Here is a 23,840-nt window from a genome sequence, read left to right on the forward strand (position 1 = left end):
GTCTTGTCCCACGGAACGCACGCATCGGTGAATTCCGCCGTCGGCGCGTGCCCTGCCTCGCCGGGCCGATCCGCCGTCAGTGGTCGGGCGGCCGGTACAGCCACTGCCGCAGCACCCTGCTCAGCAGCGGCATGACCACGAAGGTCAGCGCCGGGAGCAGCACCAGGGGGAACATCGCGGCGCGCAGCGGCAGCGGCCAGGCGGCCGTCGCGGGTGTCACCAGCCACTGGATCAGCAGCACGAACGGGTAGGCGCCGAGGAAGGTGGTCAGCACCATCTTCCACCGGGGCGGGGCCTGCACGGTCGTGCCCGGCAGCGCGAACCAGGTCTCCATCCCGGTGGTCGACTGGCGCTCGCTGCCGATCTCCGTCGCCACGCCCTCGATCCGCTTGTGCCAGTCGGCCCGTTCCGGCGACTCCAGCCAGGCGGTGAGCCGCTGCGGATCGGACCAGCGCAGCACGGAGTGATAGCGGTGCCCGTCCTCCGGGTGCAGCCACGAGACGCCCTCGTTGCCGGGGAACTGTCTGGCGCAGCGGGTGATCCCGCGCGTCCACTTCTCGAACTCGCGCTCGTGGCCCGGACGCACCCGCCAGGTCAGCACCGTGGTGATCGGCTCGCCGTGCCGTACTTCGGTGGTGCTCATGGTCACCACGTGTGCCACGCGGGGTCCGAGTTATGCCCTGCGGGCACGGATGCGACGGCTCCGGGGCGGGCGGTCAGCGGCTGTGGGTGTGGTCCACCAGTGCCTGGGTGACGGCGCGGACACTGCGTGCGATGTGCTGCAACTGGCCGACCTCCGCCGCGTACAGCTTGATCGTGTGCTCGATGACCGACTCCGGGAGTCCCAGTGCGGGCAGGTCGGCCCGTGCGGTCTGGAGGGCGGTGCGGGCGACGCGGATCTCGTGCTGGACCTGGATCTGCGCGTGACGGGCGAGCAGCACGGGGTGCCGGATCAGGGCCGGATAGCTGGCGTAACGCGCCGGGACCAGTTCGCGCAGCCACTTGGCGGCCGAGCGTTCCCAGTCGTAGCTGCCGGGGTTCTTGACCTGGCACGGCCAGTCCGGGCTGATGCGCGTTGTCGTCAGGGTCATGGTCATCGCTTCCGGGGGTGCGGCGTCGTGAGGGTGATCCGACGGGGTGGGGCGGCCCCGGTCTAGGGGATGACCGGGGCCGCCACGGGCGCTCGCGCAAGGCGGCGCCCGACCGAACATCCGTGGCGCCGACGCGGGTAGGAGACGGCGGCTACGAGTGTTCGTGCGAGCGGAACGTCCCGGTGCGGCCCGGGGTGCGATCCGTGAGCAGTATTTATATATGCCGTCCGCTTTGCAAGGAGCATGAAAACATTCATGCGCGCTTTGTTGCGGATGGTCGCGGATGGTCCCCTTGTCAGGCCGCTTGTCAGTCCCGCAGGAAGAACTGGTGCTGGTCGGAGATCTGCTCGTACCCTTCCAGCCGCGCCTGCGTACGCTCCGGGTCGGCGTCGGTCATCGCCTGGAGCAGCGCCGCGGCCATCACACCGGGCGCCGCGTAGGAATCGAAGACCAGGCGGGAGCCGGTGCTGGTGGCGAACACGACGTCCGCCTCGTCGGCGATCGGCCCGAGCGCCAGGTCGGTGATGAGGGCGACCTTCAGTCCCGCGCCGCGGGCGACCCGTACCGCGGTGAGGGTCTCCTGGGCGTGCCGGGGCATCGAGAACGCCAGCACCCACGTGCCGCCCGCCTCGCGCGACTGGAGCAGCGCGTCGTAGGCCACGCTGCCGCCCCGCGTCACCAGCCGGACGTCCGGGTGGACGCGGCGCGCCGCGTAGGCGAAGTACTCGGCCAGTGACGCGGAGATGCGCAGGCCGAGGACGGTCAGCGGGGTCGACCGGGACAGCCGGCGGCCGATGTCGATGAGCTGGTCGGGGTCGGCGAAGTCGCGGCGGAGGTTCTCCAGGTTGTCGATCTCGGCGTCGACCGCCGCCTGGAGTTCGTTGCTGCCGTTGTCGTCCGCCGCCCCGGGACCGCCGGCCAGGGTGCCGAGCGCGATCGACTGGAGCTTCTCCCGCAGCGAGGGGTAGCCGCTGAAGCCCACCGCGGCGGCGAAACGCGTCACGGAGGGCTGGCTCACGCCGACCCGCTCGGCGAGGTCGGTGATCGAGAGGAAGGCCGCCTCGGTGATGTGCTCGATCAGGTACTGGGCGATGCGGCGCTGTCCGGGGGACAGCCGGGGCCGGTCGAAGAGCGCCCTGAGCTGGGACGTCGGGGAGACCTCGGTCTCCGGTGCGGTCTTCCCCGAGGTGATCGATGATGCCTGTGCGCGTGCCTGCTGCGGCGATGGCACCGGTGCGCCTCCTTTGTCTCCCACAGAAGTTCAACATAGCCCACACACCGTGGTGACCAGCGCTGGAGCGTGATCGTCCGGATCCGGCGGGAAAGACGGATACCCACGCCCTCGACGGGAACCCGCTCCGCGCGAACCGTTCGATGAGGGACTTCCACTCACCGACGTCCGACGACTTCGAGGAGGAGTGAATGAGCTCCATCAGCGCGCTGGAACAGGCCCTGGAGAACCGCTGGGAGGCGCTGTGGGCCCGGCTCTTCGACAAGGAACCCGTCGAACTCGTCGACGAACTGCGCCGCGAGTGCGACCGGCACACGGTCGTGTGCAGCGAGACCCGGACCGTGGTCCCCAACGCCTACGACGTCGAACTCGCCGACTTCGTCTACGACGAACTCACCCGCCGCGGCAGCCGGGTGGGCCAGGAGCTCACCGACAGCCTCGCCCGGCACGCCGAACGCCACGGCTACGAGTGGGCGGGCCCGCTCACCGTGCACCTCAGCAGGGCGCCGCACCTGCCCAACGGCCGCTACCGCGTGGCCAGTCGGGTGATGACCCATGTGAGCGCCGACGGATTTCAGCACTCGGCGCCCTGACGGCGTACGCGTACGGCGCACGGGCGGCACGTCACCGCCGGTAGATCGTGATCGAGTGTCCGACCTCGTCGATCGGACGACTGCTGTCGATCAGCTCGGCCAGCCGTCCCCTCGCCTTGGCGACGGCGGAGTCCGACACCACCAGCACCCCGCGCACCTTTTGCACGGGCACCGCGCGCGGGTCGGTGGCCTCGATGCCGTAGGAGGACGGCACCCCGCTGCCCTTGTACACGAGCCACAGCCGCTCGCCCCGGTACCGCTCGCGCAGCCGGTCGGCGAGCCGGCCCAGGTCCTGGCCCCAGTCGACATTGGAGTCGTGCAGCCGCTGACTCGTCCGGGCCGGCCCGCCGAACGCCTCGTTGGAGTACGGCAGGTAGTAGGGGTACGTCCGCAGCGAGCTGACCGCGACGAACAGCATCAGCCCCGCCGTCGCGACCGGCGCCCACCGCCACCGCAGGGTCGCCACAGCGCCCGCGGCCACCGCCAGGAACATCGGCAGGAACAGGACGTAGCGGGTGCCGAAGTCCCGTGACGCCTCCATGGCCGTGGCCAGCAGGACGGCGGCGGGCGCCAGCAGGTACGGCGCCGCGGGCCGCCATCGCCGTACCGTCACGACGGCCACGGCACCGGCGGCCCACAGCGCGAGCATGCCGAGCGGGGTCTTCACCAGCAGCGCGACGGGCAGGTAGTACCAGAGGGAGCCCTCGTAGACCCGTCCGAACAGAAAGCCCTGCCAGGGCCGGTTCTCCAGGCCGAACTGGATTCGCATCCCGTCCCGGTAGGCCTCCGGGAACGGCATCAGGTGGACGAGCAGTCCGCGCAGTCCGTGGACGGTGGGCACATGCTGCTGGGGCGTCCAGCGCAGCCGCGGATCGACGATCAGGTACGACACCCAGACGGCGGCGACCGCGGTCACCGCCACCATGCCCGCGCCCGCCGCCGCCCGCAGCAGAGCGGTCCGGCGCCGGCTCGGCGGGCCCGCGCTCCACACCGAGACACCGGCCAGGACCACCAGCACCGGAACGGCGGCCAGCGCGTTCATCTTCGTGGCCAGGGCGGCACCGAGGGCGGCTCCGGCGAGCGGCAGGTACAGCCGCGGCCGGCGGCGGGCCCGCCACAGCAGCCACACCGACGTCAGCAGGAACCCGGCCATCGGCACGTCGAGCGTGGCCAGCGAGCCGTGCGCGACGACGTCGGGGGAGAAGGCGTACAGCGCCAGCGCCACCAACCCGCCCACGGGGCCGGCCAGTTCACGGGCGAAGGCGAAGACGACGAGGCCGAACAGGAGGGTCAGCGCGATCACCGGGAGGCGGGCCCACAGCATCAGGTGCCACGGGTCGTTGCCGGACTCGTACAGCAGATGGCGGCCCACCCGCCCCTGGTCGCCGGTGAAGGACGTGTCGACGTGCGGACCGGCGAGCGCCACACCGGTGGCGATGACGAGCTTGCCGAGCGGCGGGTGTTCGGGGTTGTGGCGGACGCGGTGCTCGTGGAGGTACTCGGCGGCCGTGCCCACGTAGACCGGCTCGTCGATGGTCGGCGTCTGCTGCACGGCCGTCGACACCATCGCGGCGGCCATCTGGGCGAGCAGCACGACCACGAGGAGGGGCACGAGCCACCGCCCGCCGGGCCGCCGCGCGGGCGACGGGCCCGGGTGGGTCTCCGGGGCCGGAGCCTCGTGCAGGTCGCGTGCCATCATCCGCCCTGCGGCGACACCGGGCGGGTGGTGGCGGGAGCGGGGGAGCGGCGTCTCATGCGCCTACTCTGCACCAGCTCCCGCCACGGGGGGTGTTACCGCTTCAGGAGTCGTACGGACAGACCACCCGCCGTGTAGACGGGTACGGCCCGCAGTGTGTCGGAGTTCAGCTCGACGCGGTCGAACTGGCCGCGCAGCACCTTGGTGCCGAGCACCCGCACCGTGCTGCCCGCCTTCGGCGGCCGCTTGGCGTCCAGGCTCAGAGAGAGCGCGCTGCCCCGGCCGAGCACCGTCCGGCGGGTCACCTCAAGGACCGGCTCCTGGCCCGAGCGCAGCGTCACGTGGAGCGTGCCGGAGTCCTGGGCGTAGGTGCCGTGGACCTTCAGGGACTTGCCGAGCTCCAGGGTGCCGCCGGTGATCCGCACATCGCCGTGGCCGAGGGCGTGGGCCGAGGCGGCGCGCAGGACACCGTCCTCGAGGACGGTGCCGCCGGTGTAGCGGTTGTGGCCCGTCAGGGTCAGCGTGCCGGTGCCCCGCTTGGTCAGACCGCCGTCGCCCTCGATGTCGTTGCGCCAGCTGTCGGCCGCCCGGAAGCCGCCGGCCGCCGCGTCGAGCGTGACGGTCACGTCGGACTCGAAGGCGCCGTACCCGTCCGCCGCCGCGAACAGGTTCAGCCGTCCCCACTGCTCGAAGCCGTCCAGCAGGACATACCCCGAGGGCAGCGCGGTCGTCCGCAGCACCGCGCGCCGCTGCGCCGCGTCCAGGTACGGCAGCCGGGTCTCCAGCAGCACCTCGGCGCCCTTCGGCACGGTCAGCGGTTCGTCGCGGCCCCGGCGGGTGAGCACGTACGTCAGCTTGGGCTTGACGGCGCACTCGTTGGCGTCCCGGTCGGCATAGGCGTCGGAGCCGTCCGAGTGGGCGTAGGAGTACAGCGTGTCCGCCGTCGTGCCGGTCTTCTCGGTGAAGTACTTCAGCGCCTGGGCGCGCGCCGCGGCCTTGAGGCCGGCGTTGGCCGGGTCGGCCAGCGCGGCGGCGGCCAGGGCGGTGGCCATGGTCCGGCCGCCGAGGACGTCGACCGTGGAGTGCATGCCCGACATGATCCGGGTGTGGCTCAGCTCGAAGGCGCGGGTCACCAGCTCCTGGAAGCGCTCCGGGACCGCGTAGGCGAAGGCCAGGGCCGCCAGGTGGAAGGCGTTGGTGTGACCGCTGGGGAAGCCGCCGTCCTCGGCCGCGTTCGTGCTGCGCTGCCGCAGCAGCTGGGTCACGACGACCACCTCGGAGTCGTACACCGGGTAGCCGAGCGCGTCGGTCCTGCCGGTGTCGACGACCTGGCTGTCCTCGTTCATGCGCCACGGCCGCGGGTACTGGACGGCGAACTTGGCCGGGTTGCCGGAGGCGAACGGGCCGCGCACGGTGTCGACCAGCTTGGCCACCTGGCCCAGCTCGGAGTCGTAGGAGCCGGCGCCGAGCGCGGATCCGGCGGGGGCACCGGCCGGCACGGCGTCGTTGATCGTGGTGGGGGGCGTGGTGGCGGGGGCCTCGGTGATCGAGGTGACCGCCTTGGCGCCCGACCGGTACAGGCCGGCCAGGGGGCCCAGGCCGCCGATCATCGCGTAGCTCTGGTGCTGACGGTCGTAGACGAAGGCCTCCCTGGCCTGCGCCTCCGTTCGGGCGCCGGTGAGCCGGGCGCAGTAGCGCATGTTGGCGCGCAGCACCTCGGGCATCAGCGGGGTGCCGGTGTTCCAGGCGTCGCCGGTCTTCCACACTTTGGCGAAGCCGTCGAGGATCCGGAGCACGGCGTTGGTCTCGGCCGTCTGGTTCGCCACGACGTTGGTCTTGTAGTCGTCGACGAACGCGGCGGCGGCCGTGGCGGCCTTCGCGTCCGCGGCGGCCAGCCAGCCGACGAGGGTCGGGGCGGCCAGGACGCCGGCCGAGGCACCCAGGGACGTCTTGAGGAACCCCCTGCGTCGCATGGCGTGTTCGGTGAGCGCGGGAGAGTGCTGCCCGGCGGAAGACGGCATGGATGGGCCTCTCGTGAGTTGTGCGGCCGTACGGCCGGGAGCTGGTGCGGATGCGACTCATGATGCGCCGGACCACGGATGCGTCGAACGCGCTTTCTGAAGTCGTACGAGCGAAGATCTACGGCCGAGTCATGTCGAAGTGGCGCGGACTCGGCGACCGGGAGATGTCATACAAGTGAACGGGCCATCGCCACGGCTCCGTCGACCGGCGGCGCGCGCAGGGGCGTCGGCCGGGCCGCAGGGACGCCCTCGGCCAGCGCCGCCACGAAGGCGTCGTACAGGGACGGCTGGGCGAGGATGGTGCTGCCCGCGACCACGACGTCGTCGACCACCACTCCGCGGGCGGCGAGCCGTTCGACGAGTGCGGCCAGGGCGCGGCCCGCCTCGGCGATCACGGTGCGAGCGCGGGCGGATCCGGCCTCGGCGGCGGCGAAGACGGCGGGGGCGTGCCGGCCCCAGTCGGCGGAGGCGGAGGTGACGTGTTCCAGCGCGGCGCCGAGCGCGGGCACCTCGCGGACGTCGAACCCGGCCAGCAGGCCGAGCGCCAGCGCGTCGGGCTCCTCACCGCGGTCGTGCGCCGCCCATACGGCACGGACGGCCTCGCGGACGAGACCGGCCGCGCCGCCCTCGTCGCCGAGGAGCGCGCCCCAGCCGCCGACCTGGACCGCGGTGCCGTCGGCGAGGCGGCCCACCGCGACCGAGCCGGTGCCGGCGACCAGACCGGCCCCCTTGTCCAGGCCCGCGGCCGGGACCAGCAGTTCGGCGTCGCCGACGACCAGCGCGGGCGCGTCGAAGTGCAGTTGGAGAGCGGTGCGGATCTGTGCGCACTGTCGCGGGGTCTCGCAGGCGTGTCCGCCGACGGCGAGGGCCGAGGGGCGCGCGCCCGCGGGCAGCGCGTCGGCGGCCAGCGTGGCCAGCCATCCGGCGGCGGCCACCGGGTCGTGGGGCCGCCAGCCGCTGCTGGCCCGGACGTGATCGGCCACCAGGGTGTCGCCCGCGAATGCGCGGAGCTGTGCCTTGGTGCCGCCCACGTCGATGCCGACCACGAGTGGGCCGGCCACAGGGGTGTCCTGCACGGAACCTCTTTCGTCGGTGCGCTGAGTGCTGCGACGGTGGGCGAACCGTGCCTGGAGGCAAGGGAGTTGAGGTACTAGGGAAGCCCCGGGACGGGCTTCTGTCGGACACGGCAGGCGAGTACCGTGACGTTCGTTAGGAAGTTAACTAACGAAGTACAGTGCGTGTCAATAGGCGTCCCGAACTCGACCTCCCCGGCCTCTCGTCCGGGTCGGGACCGTAGGACGCCAGGGCAACCCATCGCCGCCTCCCGCCGAGCCGATCGGCCGGGGAGAGCGGCCTGTGACCTGGGGGAAGTGTGGAGCACGACGTGGCAAGAGCCCCCCGTCTGACCGAGAGCGCGAGCGCTGTGTTCGCCGTGCTGGCCCAGGCGGGCACCGCGACCCGGCCGCAGCTCGCGAGCCTGGCGCGGCTGTCCAAGCCGACGGTCTCCTCCGCCGTCGCCGAGCTGGAGGGCGTCCACCTCGCCGCCCACTCCGGCACCTCCTCCGGCGGTACGGGCCGCAGCGCCGCCGTATACCGCCTCGGCCCGGCCGCGGGCGCCGTGCTGGCCGTCGACCTCGGCCCCGCGCTGACCCGGGTGCGGGGCTGCGCGCTCGACGGCAGCCTGCTCGCCGAGGCCGCCGGCCCCCGGGAGGACGCCGCCGACGTCGTACGGGAGGCCCTCGGCGCGCTGCCCGCGGACGCTCCGCTGCGTACGATCGTCGTGGCCGTCGGTGATGTCGCCGCACCGCAGCGTGTGCGCCCCGCCACGGCCAAGGCCGGACCCGTCTTCGACACGGTGACCGTCGCGCTGCCGTCCGGAGTCCCCGTCCACCTGGAGAACAACGTCAACTGCGCCGCGCTCGCGGAGCTGCACGAGGGCTCCGCCCGCGGCCGCGACACCTTCGGCTACCTGCGCATCGGCGTGGGCATCGGCCTCGGCATCGTGGTCGGCGGCCGGGTGCTGCGCGGAGCCAACGGAGCCGCCGGTGAGCTGGCCCGGCTGCCCTACCCCTGGGACGACGACCGCGAACCGCGCCACGAGGCCCTGGAGGAGTACATCGGGGCCCGCTCCCTGCTGAGACGGGCCGCCGAGAGCTGGCCGGAGGCCGACGGGCCCTGCCCCGAGAGCACCGAACGGCTCTTCGCCCTCGCCGGCGAGGGCCGGGCCGCGGCCCGCGCCGTCGTCGGCCGGCACGGCACGGACGTGGGCCGCCTGGCCGCCGCCGTGACCGCCGTACTGGACCCGGGGCTGATCGTGCTGGGCGGCAGTACCGGCGCGGATGCGCAGGTCCTGGCCGGGGTGCGGGCCGAACTGGACCGGCTGAGCTGGCCCACCGAAGTGATCACCGGCACCCTCGGCGAGCTCGGCACCGTCGTGGGCGCCGCCCGCCTCGCGGTCGCCCGGGGAGTCCAAACCGTGACCGAAGCGGCGCGAGCGAAGGATTGACGGCCTCGGACTCGGTCTGCCAATGTCCGGACAAGCGCTTTCTAAGTCGGCCGGGACGTCGACTTGGAGCGAGCGTCCCGCCCGTACTCGACGTACGGCAACCGCACGAGGGCGTGCCCGTGCGGTGACGGCCACAGTGGCCGGGGACCCTCGCCCGTCAGGATGACGCGGCCGGGCGAGGCCGCGCCCTCGGAAAGCGGACTTTCCTGCACAATGCACCCGTGCCGCTCGGTCGGCGCCGTGCTCCGTCTCGTACGACGAAAAGGGATCGAAGATGACCACTGTGGGTGTGCGGCGCTCTAGCCGTCTCGGCCGCGGCGGCATGCGCCGCCTGGTTCCCCTGGCTGCCGTGGCGACGGCAGGTGCCCTGCTGCTCTCCGCCTGCGGCGGTTCGGACTCCGGCTCGGGCGGCAACGCCAAGTCGCTGACGTTCTGGATCTCCACGGTTCCGGGACAGGACGCGGGCTGGAAGAAGATGGTGGCGCAGTACAAGAAGGAAGCCGGCGTCGACGTCAAGCTCGTCAACATCCCCTACGACGGCTACACGACGAAGCTGCGCAACGCCGCGCAGGCGAACTCCCTGCCCGACGTGGCGACCGTGCCGTCGCTGGACCCGATCTGGTCGAACAAGCTGATCGATCTCAGCTCCATCGCCAACAACAAGAGCAACAAGATCAACCCCAACTTCCTCGCCAAGGACTCGTCCGGGAAGGTGCTGTCCATCCCCTCGGACGTCACCGCGTCCGGCATGTTCATCAACAAGTCGCTCTTCGAGAAGGCCGGCGTCGACTTCCCGACCTCGCCGTCGAAGACCTGGACCTGGACCGACTTCATCGCCGCGGCGAACAAGGTCCGCGAGAAGACCGGCGCCAAGTACTCCCTGACCTTCGACCAGTCGCCGTCCCGGCTGCGCGCCATGGTGTACGAGATGGGCGGCAAGTACGTCCACGCGGACTCCTCCGGCAAGTTCTCGGTGGACGCGGCGACCAAGAAGGCCGTGAACACCTTCGTCGGATGGAACGACGACAAGACCATGCCGAAGTCGGTGTGGACCAGCGGCGCCGACCCGTCGGCCATGTTCCAGAGCGGTGACGTGGTCGCCTACTGGTCCGGCGTGTGGCAGGTGCCCGCCTTCGCGGAGAGCATCAAGAAGTTCGAGTGGGCGAGCGTCCCGACCCCCGCCCAGCCGGTGCAGGCCAGTGACGTCAACAGCGGCGGCATGTCGGTGGGCTTCAACAACAACGGCGCCGCGGCCACCGCCGCGACGAAGTTCCTGTCCTGGCTGTACGAGCCGGCCCACTACCAGGTGCTGTGCGAGACGTCCGGGTTCCTTCCGGTCGAGAGCGGCCTGACCCCGAAGTACCCCTTCAAGTCCGAGGCGGCGCAGGCGGCGTTCAAGCTGTACAACGAGTCGATCCCGCTGTACGACCCGATCTCCGGCTACTTCAACGGCGCGCAGACGAACTGGGTGCTGAAGGGCAAGAGCCTCACCGAGGACCCGACCAAGACGGAGCTCGGCAAGGCGATCAACGGCCAGCAGTCGGCCGACAAGGCCCTGGAGAACATCGTGGCCGGCTACAACCAGCAGGTCGGCGGCTGAGCCGAGACCCGGCAGGCCCGGGCGGCGGGGACCAGACACCGCCGCCCGGCCTCGGGCCCTCACGTGATGCCGGGCTCATGGCCTGAGCCCACCGGAACCCATTCCACCAGCACGGAGTCAGGAAGATGACAAAACGAGCCTCGGACGTGTCCGTGAGCCCGCCCAGGAGACGCAGTAAGTACACTCTCGCGCCGCTCGTCCTCATCGCGGCCAACGTCGTGCTCTTCGCGCTGTTCTTCCTCTGGCCGGCGGTGATCGGGCTCGTCTACTCGTTCACGAACTACACGGGTGTGGGGGCGTTCCAGTTCATCGGGCTGGACAACTACCAGAAGCTGTTCGGGGATTCCATCTTCTTCGACGCGCTGACCCGGACGCTGCTGTACACCGTGCTGTTCGTGCCGCTGAACTTCGTGCTCTCGCTGCTCATCGCCAACGTGCTGGTGAGCAAGCACGCCAAGGGCGTGTCGGTCGCCCGCATCTTCTTCTTCATCCCGTGGCTGCTGTCGCCCATCGTCGTGGGTGTCCTGTGGCGGTGGCTGTTCGGTGAGAACTTCGGACTGGTCAACTACTTCATCGAGAAGTTCGGCGGAAGCGCCGTGCCGTGGCAGTCGAACGCGGACCTGTCACTGATCGTGGTCGTGGTGGCGGCGTCCTGGGCCTGGACGGGCTTCTCGATGCTGCTGTTCATCGCGGCGATCAAGAACGTACCGACGTCGTACTACGAGGCGGCCGCGCTCGACGGCGCCGGTCCGTGGCGCCAGTTCATCAGCATCACACTGCCGAGCATCGCGCCCACGTCCTTCATCGTCATCCTGCTCAACACGATCCACGGGATGAAGGAGTACCCGCTGTTCGCCTCCCTCAACAACGGGGGACCCGGAACGTCGAACAACCTGCTGGTCCAGTACATCTACCAGACCGGGTTCAAGTCGGGCCAGATCGGCTACGCGAGCGCCGCGTCGTTCGTGCTCATGCTCATCCTGATGGGCGTCGCGATCATCCAGCTGATGGTCAACCGGCGGGTGGAGAACCGATGACAACCACAGACATGCCCCGCAAGGTCGACACCGGGCCCCGACGGGCCGTCCGCAAGAAGCGGCCCAGCAGCGCGGCCACGGGCGGGCTCCGGCGCGCTATCCCCGCGACGACACTCCTGTGGGTCCTGGCGGCCCTGTACGGTGTGCCGGTGCTGTGGTTCGTCCTCAGCTCCTTCAAGCCGGCCGGAGACCTGTTCTCCCTCCCGCTGACGCTGTTCCCGACGAACCCCACCGTGTCGGGTTACGAGGCGGCGTGGGACAGCGCCAACTTCTCCCAGTACTTCATCAACACCGCCATCGTGTGTGTGATCGCGACGATCCTCACGGTGGGAGTCAGCTGCTGCACCGGCTACGCGCTGGCCAAGTACGACAACAAGTGGCTCAAGGCCTTCTTCGTCGGCATCCTGGCCACCACGATGCTGCCGGGCGAGGTCATGCTCGCCCCGCTCTTCCTGGTGGTCCGCGACCTCGGTTTCTACAACTCGCTCGCCGGCATCATCCTCCCGGCCGTGCTCACCGCGACCGGATGCTTCATGTTCCGCCAGTTCTTCCTGACGGTCCCCGACGAGCTCATCGAGGCCGCCCGCATCGACGGCGCGCGTGAGCTGTCGATCTTCCTGAGGATCATGGTGCCGATCTCCCGGCCCATCATGCTGACGCTCGCCATCCTGTCGTTCCAGTGGCGGTGGAACGACTACATCTGGCCGCTGCTGATGCTCAACGACCCCGAGAAGTTCACCGTGCAGATCGGCATCCAGAGCATCGTCGGCGCACAGAACATCAACTGGTCGGTCCTGCTCGGCGCGTCGGTCATCTCCATGGTCCCGCTGATCGTCATCTTCCTGGTCTTCCAGCGCTACGTGATGAACGCCGACATCAACGCCGGTCTTAAGGACTGACCTTGCCCACCCCGCTCGACCACGAGTTCGTCCGGTCGGCGGCCCGTGCCGCCGACCGGACGGCCGCCCCACTGGCGGCCCGTCCCGACGAGCAACCCGCCGGTGTGCCGCACCGTGGTCTGGCGCGGCGGGTGAAGAACCTGCTCGCGGCCTACCGGTCCCCGGACTCGGCACTGCACGGCAGCGGGCAGGCCGTCGCCGCCGTGACGACCCACCTGCGTGCGCTGCGGGCCGCGCAGACCACCACCGGCCTCTTCGCCGGCGGCGACAACGTGCAGTCACCGCCGGACTCCGCGTTCACCGTCAACGACGTGTGCGACGCGCACGTCCTGGCCGCCGGCGCGGGGCCGGAACTGCGCGAGGTCACGGCCGCGCTCGCCGAGATCGCCGGCGCCGCCTCGGGCAGTCTCCTGACCGGTGGGGTGCACACCCCGAACCACCGCTGGGAGCTGTCCGCGGCGCTGGCCCGGCTGCACCGGTCGTTCCCCGACGACCGCCTGCTCGACCGCGCCGAGCAGTGGCTCGCCGAGGGCGTCGACATCGACGCGGAGGGCCTGTACTCGGAACGCAGCGCCGTCTACGCGGCCCTCGTGACCAACCCGTCGCTGCTGTTGCTGGCCGAGGTGCTCGGGCGTACCGACCTGCTGGACGCCGTCGAACGCAACCTCGCCACGACCCTGGACCTGATCAGGCCGGACGGCACGGTGGAGACCGTCCACTCGCGCCGCCAGGACCAGAAGCTTTCGTTCCCGCTGTGGCCCTACCTGCCGCATTACCGGCTGCTCGCGATCCGCACAGGCCGGGGCGACTTCGCCCGCGCGGCCCGTCTGGCGGCCGCCGACGGCATCGACGACCCGGACCTGCTCGCCCAGACCTTCCTCACCCCGGATCTGTGCCGCGCACTGCCCGATCCCGTCGCGGAGACACTTCCGCGCGACCGGTACCTCGCCACCGCGCGCCTCGCCGCACACGCCTCGGCCACCGCGCACACGGTGGTGTACGGCGGCTCCGACGTGCCCGAGCGCCGGCGCATCCGCTCGGGCCTCGCCTGCAACCCCACCTTCCTGCGCATGTTCGCCGGTGCCGCCGTCCTCGACGCGGTCCGCCTCTCGCGGGCGTTCTTCGACCTGGGCCCGTTCCGCGCCGCCGACATGGAACAGCTCGCCGACAACCGGTACCGGCTCACCCAAACCCTCACCACCGCCTACTACCAGCCGCTCCCGAAGGACCTGAGGCGCGACGACGGCGCCTACCGCCTGCTGGACGAGGGCCGCTTCTCCGCGGCGATGGCCTTCCCCGACCGCCCTCAGGACGAGGTCTCCCACACGACCCGGGTCGAGGTCGACCTGCGGGAGGACGGGGCCGACCTGCGGATCGACATCAGCGGCCCACCGGTGCCCTGGGCCCTCGAACTGACCTTCCGGCCGGGCGGCGAGCCGCAGGGCGCCGTACCGCTCGGCGACGGACGCTGGTGCCTGACGACCGGGCCGATGACCTACCGGGCCGGCGACGACGAGATCCGGGTCGAGGCCGCCGTCGAGACGGGCGAGCCGCTCGCCGGACCGGACAGCGGTGACGTACTGCGCTACGACCCGGGCCAGGACCACACCGTGGTGGGCGGCACCGACGCGACGACCGGGAACCGCGTCTACCTCGGCGGACACAGCCCGCAGACACTGACCGTGGCGGTGCGCGCCCGCCGGCCCGCACCCACCGTGTGACCCCGACGAACCACTCCATGGCCACCCCAGGCATGAAGGATTGATCCCCGTGCACCTCACGCACCCGCCCGTGCACCTCCTCCACCAGCGCGGACCGCTGCACGACCTCCCGGACACCCCGCAGGCGTACGACGCCGTCCTCGCCGACGTCGTCGAGCAGGCCCTCGCGCGCATCACGCCCGCGGGCAACCTCGAACACCCCGACTGCGTCGACGACATCGGCGACACCTCACTCGGCATCACCTCGCTCCTCGCGCTCGCCTGGCAGCGCACCAAGGACCCGCGGCTGCCGGAGGCGGTGCACCACAGCCTCGACTTCCATCTGCGCGAGCGGGTCTACGTCGAGGACAACCCCGGCTACCCGAATCTGAGGATCCGCAACTCGGGCTTCCCGTACGCCCGTTACACCCTGGCGGCGGGCGCACACCCCATCGGTGACTGGCCGAGCACGGTATGGGCGCTGCTCCAGGCGGTGAACGTCCTCGACGCGCCGGACGACCTGATCGGCATCGACCGACGGGCCCGGCTGCTCCAGGTGGCCCGCGGCTACTGGCGCTGGCTGACCGAGGCGACCTTCTTCAACCCGCAGGAGGCGGGCAACCAGGCCATCGGCTGTGTGGTCGGCGGCCTGATGCTGGCCCGCCGGCTGCCCCCGCAGGAGGGGGAGTCGGTCCGCGCCCGCGCGCTGGAGCTGTACACCGACGAGATCCGCGCCCACCGGGTCCGCGACCGCGGCGCCCTGCTGCCCCCCGAGCACGGCGGCGCCTACGACAACAACTACGGCCCGATCTCGCTGTCCTTCCTCGCCCAGGCCCACCGGATCAGCGGCGAGGAGGTCTTCGCCGAGGACGGCGACGCGCTGGCCCGCTACATCGACGCCCGCCTCACGAACGGCGGCTTCGACAACGGCGGCCCCCGCTACAGCGAGCAGCACTCCGCCTTCGAGTCGGTCCTCGGCCTGCGCTACTTCGGCGCCCGGATCGGCGCCGACCTCGGCCGCTACCGGGGCGACAGCCGTTGGGCCCGGCACGCGGCCAAGGCGGACGGCGGAGTCGACGGCCACTTCGCGTGGATGCTGGTCTGGCAGATCCAGGACACCACGCCCTGGCACCGGGAGCCGTCCCCCGACGCGGTACGTCACCAACTGCGCGCGGGCACCGTCTCGGTGGCCTTCGACAGCCACCTGACCCCGGCGGTCGTGGAGGCCGGCGGAACGTACTACCTGCCCGCCGCCGTCAACCGCCAGCACGGCCACGGCCCCGTCACCGACGGCTTCCTGCTGTGCCGCCCGATGGGCGAGGTCCGCGTCCGCGACGTCCGCGCCGACGGCCTCACGGCCAAGCTGGTCACCAAGCCGGTGGTCGGCCGCGACCACGTCCTGCGGCACGTGCGCTCCCTCTACGTCTCCGACGGCACCACCCTGTGGACCACCGTCGCCGTCGAACGCCTCCCCGGCACGCCCTACCTGCTGGCCGGCCTGCCGTACGCCGAGGACGACGGCGACCGGGTCCGGCGCACGGCGACGGGAGCCGTCTCCTCGGCGGGCCCCCTGCGCCTGACCCACCCCGCGGCGACGGGCCCCGACCATTTCGACGCCCGCGCCGACCTCACCCAGGAACAGGCCGCCTTCGCCCTCGCCGAGGACCCCCGCGGCTACGGCAACCCGGACACCGGCTGGCGCCACCTCATCAGCTCCACGGCGCTGGAGGCGGACCCGATCCCGGACGCTCCCGAGGACCTGCACGTGTTCGCGGTGCGCTACGGCACGACGGAGCCGCTGGAGGTGTCGGCGGAGTGGACCGAGGTGGGACTGACGGTCCGGACGGCGGGATTCACGGCGGTCATCGGCGCGGAAGACGCCCACGGGGAACCGGAGTTGACGCTGCGCGCGCAGCGGGGGCCTGAGGCCGACCGCCGGGTCCGCGTCCACGCCTGGACGATCCGGTCCCACCCGAGGCCTCTAGGTCAGTTCCCGACCTAGAGGCCTCGTAGCGTCGGAGGGACCAGGACGAACCCAGGAGGCAGCGGATGAGCGTACAACCGATCCCGGACGGCTATCACACCGTCACGCCGTGGATCATCTCGCGCGACACGGCCGGACTCATCGACTACCTGAAGGCGGCGTTCGGCGCCGAGGAGATCGCCCGGGTCGTCGGGGAGGACGGCCGGATCGGACACGCGGAGGTGCGGATCGGCGACTCGGTCGTCATGCCCTTCGACGCCCCCGCGCACTGGCCGGCGACGCCCGCTTTCCTGCGCCTGTACGTCGAGGACGCCGACGACGCGCACCGCAGGGCCGTCGAGGCCGGCGGCACATCTGTGACCGAGGTGACCCACCTCTTCTTCGGCGACCGGATCGGGCGGGTACGCGACCCGCTGGGCAACCTGTGGTGGCTTCAGACGCGGGTGGAGGACGTCAGCCCCGAGGAGATGGAACGCCGCCTCGGCGACCCGAGGTGGATCGAGGCGATGGCGTACGTCCAGGGCGCCGACTTCTTCCCCGGGGCCCCCGAGACCGGGGAATGACCGACCCCGTACCCGCGTGATCGGCAGGCACCAACGCCGCTACAGCGCGTCCTCACACACCACCAGGTCCGCCCGCCCCCGACTCGCGGCGACCAGTTCGGCATTGCGCTGGTCGCTGCGACGCACCCACGCCACCGCCTCCTCGTACGACTTCCCGAACGCGACATGCCGGGCGACCAGCCGCCGAAGGCGCTCCTCCTCGTCGATCTCGCAGAACCACACCTCGTCCACCTCGGCCCGGACCCGCCCCCACGCCCCCGTGCCGAGCAGGAGGTAGTTCCCCTCGGTCACGACGAGCCGCGCACTGGGCGACACCGCGATCGCCCCCGCGATCGGCTGCTCCAGCACCCGCTCGAACCCGGGCGCGTACACCACCTCGTCGTCCCCCTGGACCCGCAGCCGCCGCAACAGCGCCGCGTACCCGAAGGCGTCGAAGGTCTGCGGAGCCCCCTTGCGGTCCCGCAGCCCCAGCCGTTCGAGTTCGACGTCGGCGAGATGGAAGCCGTCCATCGGCACATGCGCCACCCACGGCTCCCCGTCCGCGTTCAGCGCCCGCACCAGTCGCTCGGCGAGTGTCGTCTTGCCCGCGCCGGGACTGCCGGCGATCCCCAGAACCGCACGGCGGCCGTCGGGGGCGAGGGAGCGGGCGCGGATCAGGAGATCGTCGAAGGTCGGCGGCACGGACCGAGTGTGCCATCCGGCCCCGAGTCGATGACCACAGGTGGGCGAGGCACCCTTGACCCGGGGGAGGAGGGAGCCCAGACCGTGTCCGACGCACCGACCGACGAGGCACAGATCCGCGCACTGATCACCCAGTGGGCCGCAGCCGTCCACCGCGGCGACCTGGCGGGTGTCCTCGCCGACCACGCCGAGGACCTCGTGATGTTCGACGTGCCACCGCCCCACGACGGCATCCGCGGCCTCGCCGCCTACGGTGCCGCCTGGCCGCCCTTCTTCGCGTGGCAGGCCCAGGGCGCCCGCTTCGACATCGACACCCTCGACATCACGGCCGGCACCGACGTCGCCTACGCCCACGCACTGGTGCGCTGCGCCTCCCCGGAGGAACTCGCCGCGCACCCCACCCTGCGGCTGCGGCTGACCTTCGGCCTGCGCAAGGAACGGGGCCGCTGGCTGGTCGCCCACGAACACCACTCCTTCCCCCATGACTGACCCGCCCGAGCACCCCTTTCGGCCACCGTGTGGCGTGCGCCACTCACTGGAGACGCTTCTCCGGGGAACCGGGTCCTGTATGACCACGCAGCTCGGTCTTCCCGAGGACATCCAGGCCTGCCTCTTCGACCTCGACGGCGTCGTCACCCGGACCGCCGTGGTGCACGCGGCCGCCTGGAAGGAGATGTTCGACGCGTTCCTGCGCGACCGCGAGGGCGACGACTTCCGGCCGTTCGACGACCACGACTACGACGAGTACGTCGACGGCCGCCCCCGCGGCGACGGCGTACGCAGTTTCCTCGCCTCCCGGGGCATCGAGCTGCCCGAGGGCGACCCGGGCGACCCACCGGACGCCCCGACCGTCCACGGCCTGGGCAACCGCAAGAACGAACTGGTGCTGGAGAAGATCCGCACCGACGGTGTCGAGGCCTACGACGGCACCCTGCGGTATCTCGACGCGGTGCGCGCGCACGATCTGCGCACCGCGATCGTCTCCTCCAGCGCCAACTGCCGGGACGTCCTGCGTGCCGTCCACGCCGAGCACTACTTCGACGTACGCGTCGACGGCGTGGTGGCCGCCGAGCGGAAACTGCCGGGCAAGCCGCACCCGGACACCTTCCTGGCCGCCGCCCACGACCTGGGCGTCGAACCCGCGCGCTGCGCGGTCTTCGAGGACGCATTGGCCGGCATGGACGCGGGCCGCTCGGGCCGCTTCGGGTACGTCGTCGGCGTGGACCGGGTCGGACAGACCAAGGCCCTGTACGCGCACGGCGCTGACGTGGTCGTGAAGGATCTCGCGGAACTGGGAGGCAAGGAGTGATCACCCACCGCTCGTACACCGTCGAGCCCTGGGCCGTGCGCGAGACCGACCTCCGGCTCGACGTACTGGCCCAGAGCGAGTCCGTGTTCGCGCTGTCCAACGGCCACGTCGGCTGGCGCGGCAACCTCGACGAGGGCGAGCCCCACGGACTGCCCGGCACCTACCTCAACGGCGTGCACGAACTGCACCCCCTGCCCTACGCCGAGGCGGGCTACGGCTACCCGGAGTCCGGCCAGACCGCCATCAACGTCACCAACGGCAAAGTGCTGCGCCTGCTGGTCGACGACGAGCCCTTCGACCTGCGCTACGGCCGTCTCGTCGCCCACGAACGCACCCTGGACCTGCGCCGGGGCGTACTGGAGCGGACCTGCGAGTGGATATCCCCGGCCGGTTCCCGGGTGCGGGTGCGCTCGACACGGCTGGTCTCCCTCACGCAGCGGGCGATCGCCGCCGTGGCCTACGAGGTGGAACCGGTCGGCTGCCGGACGCGCGTGGTGATCCAGTCGGAGCTCGTGACCAACGAGAGCCTGCCCGACCCGAACGGCGACCCGCGCGCGGCCCGGGCGCTGAAGTCGCCGCTGGAGCCGGAGGAGGACTTCGCCGACGGTCTGCGGCTGCGCCTGGTGCACCGCACCCGCCGCAGCGGCCTCAGGGTCGCGGTGGCCGCCGACCATGTCCTCGACGGCCCCGAACGGACCACGACCGGCAGCGAGAGCAACGTGGACGTCTCCCGTCTGACCGTCACCTCCGTGCTGGAACCGGGCCAGCGGCTGCGGGTGGAGAAGCTCGTCGCCCACGGCTGGTCGAGCGCCCGCTCCCGGCCCGCGATGAGCGACCAGGTCGAGGCGGCCCTGGCCGCGGCCGCACACGGCGGCTGGCAGGGGCTCCTGGACGAGCAGCGGGCCTACCTCGACGACTTCTGGGCGCGCGCCGACGTCGAGGTCGACGGCGACGAGGAGATCCAGCAGGCGGTCCGCTTCGCCCTCTTCCACGTCCTCCAGGCCGGGGCCCGCGCCGAACAACGGGCCATCCCCGCCAAGGGACTGACCGGCTCCGGCTACGACGGTCACGCCTTCTGGGACACCGAGACCTTCGTCCTGCCCCTGCTGACCTACACCTCGCCCGACGCCGTCTCCGAGGCGCTGCGCTGGCGGCAGCGCACCCTGCCCGCCGCCCGCGAGCGCGCGGCCCAACTCGGCCTGCGCGGCGCCGCGTTCCCCTGGCGGACCATCGAGGGCTCGGAGGGCTCCGCGTACTGGCCCGCCGGCACGGCCGCCTTCCACGTCAACGCCGCCGTGGCCGACGCCGTGGTCCGCTACACGGCGGCGACCGGCGACACCGCCTTCGAACGCGACACCGGCCTGGAACTGCTGGTGGAGACGGCCCGCCTGTGGCGCTCCCTCGGCCACCACGACCACCACGGCGTCTTCCACATCGACGGCGTCACCGGCCCCGACGAGTACAGCGCGGTCGCCGACGACAACCTGTACACCAACCTGATGGCCCGCTCGAACCTCCTCGCGGCCGCCGACGCCTGCGAACGCCACCGGGACCAGGCCGGCGAACTCGGCGTCGACGACGAGGAGACCGCCGGCTGGCGCGACGCCGCCCGGGCCGTGCACATCCCCTACAACCACGAACTCGGCGTCCACGAACAGCACGCCGGGTTCACCCGCTACCAGCGCTGGGACTTCGAGGGCACCCGCCCCGACCAGTACCCGCTGATGCTCCACTTCCCCTACTTCGACCTCTACCGCAAGCAGGTCGTCAAACAGGCCGACCTGGTCCTGGCGATGTACCTGTGCGGCGGCTGGTTCGAGGAGTTCCACGACGAGGAACAGATCGCCCGCAACTTCGCCTACTACGAGCCGCTGACCGTACGGGACTCCTCGCTCTCGGCGTGCGCCCAGGCCGTCGTCGCCGCCCAGTCCGGGCATCTGGACCTCGCCTACGCCTATACGGCCGAGGCGGCGCTGATGGACCTGGCGGACCTGGAGCACAACACCCGCGACGGGCTGCACATCGCCTCCCTCGCCGGGACCTGGACGGCGCTGGTGGCCGGGTTCGGCGGACTGCGCCGCGACGGCGACTCGCTGCGGTTCGCGCCCCGCCTGCCCGAGCGGTTCAGCCGTCTCGCGTTCACGCTCCAGATCCTCGACCGCCGGTTGCGCGTGGAGATCGGGCCGGACAAGGCGACGTACACCCTGCTGTCGGGCGGCCCGCTGACGATCCGCCATCACGGCAGCCCGCTCACCGTGAACGGCGACGGTCCGGTCGCCCGCCCCGTCCCGGCGCCCCAGGCCCGCCCGGCCCCGGAACAGCCCCCGCACCGCGGTCCGCACGCCGGCTGACCGAAGGCTGTCAGGCACCTGGCCGAACTCCGCCCTGCGCACCCGTCCGATGCGGGTTAGTTTGGCCGTGTTCCGCTGTCCCCGGCCCGTTTGTGGGGTCTTAGACGCCCTACGCCAGGTAGGGGTGAGGGGTGGACGATGGCCCACGGCACGAACGCCATGCTCGTCGGTATGCGACGACGCGAGCCGGTGAGCGTGCCGCGCGCGCCCTGGTACCGGACGCGCGGTTCGTGGCCGCTGGCGGCGGTGGCCGGCCTCTACACCCTCGCCCAACTGGTCCTCGTACGCCCCGGCATGGGACTCGGCTGGGACGAGACGGTGTACGTCAGCCAGGTCGGCACCCAGGCGCCGGCCGCCTTCTTCAGCGCCCCGCGCGCGTGGGGCGTCCCGCTGCTGGTGTGGCCCGTGGCCTCCTGGTCGACCTCCACGGAACTGCTGCGCGTCTATCTCGCGCTGCTGTCGGGCCTCGGCCTCTACCTGGCCCTGCGGGTGTGGCGCGGCATGTTCCCGACCCGGGTCCTGGCCGTGGCCGGCGCGCTGTTCGCCACCTTGTGGGTGAGCCTCTTCTACGGCCCGCAGGCGATGCCCAACCACTGGGTCGCGTTCGGCGCCCTGGCCACGGTCGGTTCGTTCCTGCGGGCCCGCGCCGACCGCCTGGACCGGGCCGCCCTGTGGGGCGTGGCGGCCGGCGGCGCGGTCATGGCGTGGATGCGTCCCACCGACGCGGTCTGGGTGACGCTGCCGCTGCTCGTCCTCGCCGCGGCCACCCGCCTGTGGCGGCCCGGCCTCGCCCTGGCGGCGGGCCTCGCGGCGGGCGCGGCGCAGTGGGTGATCGACGCCCACCTCTCCTACGGCGGTCTGGCGCAGCGGCTGCACGACGCCTCGGAGGTGCAGGGCGGCCTGGGCTGGCACTTCGCCGTCGACGACCAGATGCGCGGCCTGATGGGGCGGGCCCTGTGCCGCCCGTGCACCGGAGCGCTGCCCAGCCCGGTGATCACGGCCTGGTGGTTCGTCCTCCCGCTGCTCGCCGCCGTCGGTCTGGCCGTCGCCGTCCGGGCCCGCCGCACCGGACCCACGTTGCTGCTCCTGGCCTGCGCCGGCACGGCCGCTCTGCCCTACCTGTTCATGATCGGGTACGCCGCCCCGCGCTTCCTGCTGCCCGCCTACCTGCTGCTCGCGATCCCGGTCGCCGACGCGCTGTTCCACCTGGTCGGGAAGCCGGACGGCCGATGGCGTCCGGTGGCCGCCGCCCTGGTCGCGATCGGCCTGATGGGACATCTGGCCGTGCAGTACGCGGTGCTGGACCGCACCGTGGACCGCACCACGGCCGACCGCCGTGACTGGGCCCGCACCGCCGCCGACCTGCACCGCCTCGGCGTCCGCCCGCCCTGCCTGCTCACCGGGCACGAGGCCATCCCGGTCGCCCACTACACGGGCTGCTCCGCGGCCAACACCAGCGGCAACAACGCCAACAACACCCCGGCCGGCATCCGGCGCACCGCCGAGCGGATCCCGACCGCCGCCCTGAGCAGGCCGGGCGTCGCGCCACCCGGCTACGCCCGCGGCTGGCAGACCCACGAGTCCGCCGACCTCGACCTCCACCTGGCACCGGTCCCGCGCGACAACGGGCCCGCATGACCTCCGGGCAACTCGCCGTCGCGCCCACCCGAAGACACCTCTACTGGCACACCGCCCTGACCCTCGCCGTCCTGGTCGCCGTCGGCTGTCTGGCCAGACGGCACTGGCCCGTCCTGGAGACCGGCGCCCTGCGCCTGGCGGTGGCCGACCAGGGCTGGCTGCTGACCGGCGCGGCGGCCGCGGCGGGCACCTGGCTGTGCGCGGCCCTCGCCCAGCAGGGCGCCGTGCTCCGGCGGCTGCCCCGCGGACGGCTGGTGGCCGCCCAGTTCGCCGCCTGCGCCGCCAACCACGTCCTGCCCGCCGGGCTCGGCTCGGGCGCCGTCGTGCTGCGCTTCCTCATGCGCTGCGGCATGCCGGCTGGCCGCTCGGCGACCGCCGTCGCGGTCAAGGCCACGGCCGGGGCGGTGACGCGCGCCGCCCTGATCGTCGTCCTGGCCACCGCCTGCCCGGGCGTCCTGAGGATCCCGCCCGCCTGGGGCGCCTGGGCGCTCGCCGGCGGCCTGGCGCTCGGTGTCACCGCCCTGCCGGCCGCCCGCCTGTGGCCGCGGTGCCGCCGCGCGCTCGGCTCGGTGCTGGCCGACGTCCGCGCCGTCCACGCGCGACCGCGCCGGGCGGCGGCCCTGTGGGGCGGCTCGCTGGCCTTCGCCGTGCTGCACGCGCTCGTGCTGATCGCCGTCACCCGGGCCGTCGGCCTGCCCCTGGCCCCGGCCCTGGTGGCGCTGCTGTACCTGGCCGCGAGCAGCGCCGCCGCCCTGCTGCCCACGCCCGGCAACCTCGGCTCCCTGGACGCCGCGCTCGCCCTGGCTCTGGCCGCCGCCGGAGCACCGGCCGCGGCGGCCGCCTCCGCCGTGCTCGGCTACCGCCTGCTGACGGTGTGGATCCCGCTGGTCCCCGGACTGCTGGTGCTCGGGATCCTCGTGCGCCGCAGAGCTGTCTGAGC

General features: G+C 72.1%; 20 protein-coding genes. 13 read left to right on the forward strand and 7 right to left on the reverse strand.

Going from position 1 to position 23,840, the window contains the following annotated elements; translation table 11 throughout:
• Nucleotides 1–76: 76 nt before the first annotated feature.
• From SLINC_RS41295 to SLINC_RS41305, 3 genes are all read right to left on the reverse strand, one after another.
• Entirely contained in the window at nt 77–643 is a 567-nt protein-coding gene (locus SLINC_RS41295) for an antibiotic biosynthesis monooxygenase (protein WP_067443545.1), read from the reverse strand.
• Nucleotides 644–716: 73 nt separating this feature from the next.
• Nucleotides 717–1,097, reverse strand: a complete 381-nt coding sequence (locus SLINC_RS41300; RefSeq protein WP_067443546.1) for a hypothetical protein — start codon at nt 1,095–1,097, stop codon at nt 717–719.
• Between the two features lie 301 nt (nt 1,098–1,398).
• On the reverse strand, nt 1,399–2,346 hold the full coding sequence (locus tag SLINC_RS41305; protein WP_107406748.1) for a MurR/RpiR family transcriptional regulator: 948 nt from the start codon (nt 2,344–2,346) through the stop codon (nt 1,399–1,401).
• Nucleotides 2,347–2,513: 167 nt separating this feature from the next.
• Between SLINC_RS41305 and SLINC_RS41310 the strand changes: the two genes are divergently transcribed.
• Nucleotides 2,514–2,915 carry a DUF3662 domain-containing protein gene (locus SLINC_RS41310; protein ID WP_067443548.1) on the forward strand — a complete coding sequence of 134 codons (402 nt, stop codon included), beginning with the start codon at nt 2,514–2,516 and terminating at the stop codon, nt 2,913–2,915.
• 31 nt (nt 2,916–2,946) lie between these two features.
• Here the strand turns inward: SLINC_RS41310 and SLINC_RS41315 are convergent, their stop codons facing one another.
• From SLINC_RS41315 to SLINC_RS41325, 3 genes are all read right to left on the reverse strand, one after another.
• Nucleotides 2,947–4,614: an ArnT family glycosyltransferase gene (locus SLINC_RS41315; protein ID WP_079164975.1), complete on the reverse strand. Its 1,668-nt coding sequence runs from the start codon at nt 4,612–4,614 to the stop codon at nt 2,947–2,949.
• 92 nt (nt 4,615–4,706) lie between these two features.
• Nucleotides 4,707–6,632 (reverse strand): phosphatase PAP2 family protein, encoded by a 1,926-nt coding sequence (locus SLINC_RS41320; RefSeq protein WP_067443549.1) that lies wholly within the window; start codon nt 6,630–6,632, stop codon nt 4,707–4,709.
• 167 nt (nt 6,633–6,799) lie between these two features.
• A complete protein-coding gene (locus SLINC_RS41325; RefSeq protein WP_067443550.1) occupies nt 6,800–7,708 on the reverse strand; it encodes a BadF/BadG/BcrA/BcrD ATPase family protein in 909 nt (302 codons plus the stop codon).
• Between the two features lie 308 nt (nt 7,709–8,016).
• On the opposite strand from SLINC_RS41325, the gene SLINC_RS41330 reads away from it, so the two are divergent.
• From SLINC_RS41330 to SLINC_RS41360, 7 genes are all read left to right on the forward strand, one after another.
• On the forward strand, nt 8,017–9,138 hold the full coding sequence (locus tag SLINC_RS41330; protein WP_225988461.1) for an ROK family protein: 1,122 nt from the start codon (nt 8,017–8,019) through the stop codon (nt 9,136–9,138).
• A gap of 274 nt (nt 9,139–9,412) precedes the next feature.
• Complete coding sequence (locus tag SLINC_RS41335) at nt 9,413–10,738, forward strand: ABC transporter substrate-binding protein (RefSeq protein WP_067443552.1); 1,326 nt, start codon at nt 9,413–9,415, stop codon at nt 10,736–10,738.
• A 125-nt stretch (nt 10,739–10,863) separates the two neighbouring features.
• Nucleotides 10,864–11,775: a carbohydrate ABC transporter permease gene (locus SLINC_RS41340; RefSeq protein WP_067443553.1), complete on the forward strand. Its 912-nt coding sequence runs from the start codon at nt 10,864–10,866 to the stop codon at nt 11,773–11,775.
• Nucleotides 11,772–12,674, forward strand: a complete 903-nt coding sequence (locus SLINC_RS41345; protein WP_067443554.1) for a carbohydrate ABC transporter permease — start codon at nt 11,772–11,774, stop codon at nt 12,672–12,674. The genes SLINC_RS41340 and SLINC_RS41345 overlap by 4 nt, the downstream gene beginning before the upstream one ends.
• A gap of 2 nt (nt 12,675–12,676) precedes the next feature.
• The gene (locus SLINC_RS41350) at nt 12,677–14,395 is read left to right on the forward strand and encodes a hypothetical protein (protein WP_067443555.1); all 1,719 of its coding nucleotides are present in this window, start codon (nt 12,677–12,679) and stop codon (nt 14,393–14,395) included.
• Nucleotides 14,396–14,465: 70 nt separating this feature from the next.
• The gene (locus tag SLINC_RS41355; RefSeq protein ID WP_225988541.1) at nt 14,466–16,376 is read left to right on the forward strand and encodes a hypothetical protein; all 1,911 of its coding nucleotides are present in this window, start codon (nt 14,466–14,468) and stop codon (nt 16,374–16,376) included.
• A 47-nt stretch (nt 16,377–16,423) separates the two neighbouring features.
• The gene (locus SLINC_RS41360; protein ID WP_067443556.1) at nt 16,424–16,921 is read left to right on the forward strand and encodes a VOC family protein; all 498 of its coding nucleotides are present in this window, start codon (nt 16,424–16,426) and stop codon (nt 16,919–16,921) included.
• A 39-nt stretch (nt 16,922–16,960) separates the two neighbouring features.
• Here the strand turns inward: SLINC_RS41360 and SLINC_RS41365 are convergent, their stop codons facing one another.
• Nucleotides 16,961–17,602 carry a nucleoside/nucleotide kinase family protein gene (locus SLINC_RS41365; RefSeq protein ID WP_067443557.1) on the reverse strand — a complete coding sequence of 214 codons (642 nt, stop codon included), beginning with the start codon at nt 17,600–17,602 and terminating at the stop codon, nt 16,961–16,963.
• Nucleotides 17,603–17,632: 30 nt separating this feature from the next.
• On the opposite strand from SLINC_RS41365, the gene SLINC_RS41370 reads away from it, so the two are divergent.
• From SLINC_RS41370 to SLINC_RS41390, 5 genes are all read left to right on the forward strand, one after another.
• Nucleotides 17,633–18,091 carry a YybH family protein gene (locus tag SLINC_RS41370; protein WP_079164976.1) on the forward strand — a complete coding sequence of 153 codons (459 nt, stop codon included), beginning with the start codon at nt 17,633–17,635 and terminating at the stop codon, nt 18,089–18,091.
• Nucleotides 18,092–18,170: 79 nt separating this feature from the next.
• Entirely contained in the window at nt 18,171–18,911 is a 741-nt protein-coding gene (locus SLINC_RS41375) for a beta-phosphoglucomutase family hydrolase (protein WP_067443559.1), read from the forward strand.
• Nucleotides 18,908–21,262 (forward strand): glycoside hydrolase family 65 protein, encoded by a 2,355-nt coding sequence (locus tag SLINC_RS41380; RefSeq protein WP_067443560.1) that lies wholly within the window; start codon nt 18,908–18,910, stop codon nt 21,260–21,262. The genes SLINC_RS41375 and SLINC_RS41380 overlap by 4 nt, the downstream gene beginning before the upstream one ends.
• Nucleotides 21,263–21,400: 138 nt before the next feature.
• On the forward strand, nt 21,401–22,900 hold the full coding sequence (locus SLINC_RS41385) for a hypothetical protein (protein ID WP_067443561.1): 1,500 nt from the start codon (nt 21,401–21,403) through the stop codon (nt 22,898–22,900).
• Nucleotides 22,897–23,838 (forward strand): lysylphosphatidylglycerol synthase domain-containing protein, encoded by a 942-nt coding sequence (locus SLINC_RS41390; protein WP_067443562.1) that lies wholly within the window; start codon nt 22,897–22,899, stop codon nt 23,836–23,838. The genes SLINC_RS41385 and SLINC_RS41390 overlap by 4 nt, the downstream gene beginning before the upstream one ends.
• Nucleotides 23,839–23,840: the final 2 nt, after the last annotated feature.

Origin of the sequence: Streptomyces lincolnensis (assembly GCF_001685355.1) — a bacterium.
GTDB lineage: Bacteria > Actinomycetota > Actinomycetes > Streptomycetales > Streptomycetaceae > Streptomyces > Streptomyces lincolnensis.

Bases quoted from the DNA above. Each gene is read 5' to 3' on its own strand.
- SLINC_RS41340 (WP_067443553.1), top strand. From the start codon at position 10,864: ATGACAAAACGAGCCTCGGACGTGTCCGTGAGCCCGCCCAGGAGACGC.
- SLINC_RS41315 (WP_079164975.1), bottom strand. From the start codon at position 4,614: ATGATGGCACGCGACCTGCACGAGGCTCCGGCCCCGGAGACCCACCCG.
- SLINC_RS41390 (WP_067443562.1), top strand. From the start codon at position 22,897: ATGACCTCCGGGCAACTCGCCGTCGCGCCCACCCGAAGACACCTCTAC.
- SLINC_RS41370 (WP_079164976.1), top strand. From the start codon at position 17,633: ATGACCACAGGTGGGCGAGGCACCCTTGACCCGGGGGAGGAGGGAGCC.
- SLINC_RS41375 (WP_067443559.1), top strand. From the start codon at position 18,171: ATGACCACGCAGCTCGGTCTTCCCGAGGACATCCAGGCCTGCCTCTTC.
- SLINC_RS41320 (WP_067443549.1), bottom strand. From the start codon at position 6,632: ATGCCGTCTTCCGCCGGGCAGCACTCTCCCGCGCTCACCGAACACGCC.
- SLINC_RS41300 (WP_067443546.1), bottom strand. From the start codon at position 1,097: ATGACCATGACCCTGACGACAACGCGCATCAGCCCGGACTGGCCGTGC.
- SLINC_RS41385 (WP_067443561.1), top strand. From the start codon at position 21,401: ATGGCCCACGGCACGAACGCCATGCTCGTCGGTATGCGACGACGCGAG.
- SLINC_RS41335 (WP_067443552.1), top strand. From the start codon at position 9,413: ATGACCACTGTGGGTGTGCGGCGCTCTAGCCGTCTCGGCCGCGGCGGC.
- SLINC_RS41310 (WP_067443548.1), top strand. From the start codon at position 2,514: ATGAGCTCCATCAGCGCGCTGGAACAGGCCCTGGAGAACCGCTGGGAG.
- SLINC_RS41360 (WP_067443556.1), top strand. From the start codon at position 16,424: ATGAGCGTACAACCGATCCCGGACGGCTATCACACCGTCACGCCGTGG.
- SLINC_RS41295 (WP_067443545.1), bottom strand. From the start codon at position 643: ATGAGCACCACCGAAGTACGGCACGGCGAGCCGATCACCACGGTGCTG.
- SLINC_RS41345 (WP_067443554.1), top strand. From the start codon at position 11,772: ATGACAACCACAGACATGCCCCGCAAGGTCGACACCGGGCCCCGACGG.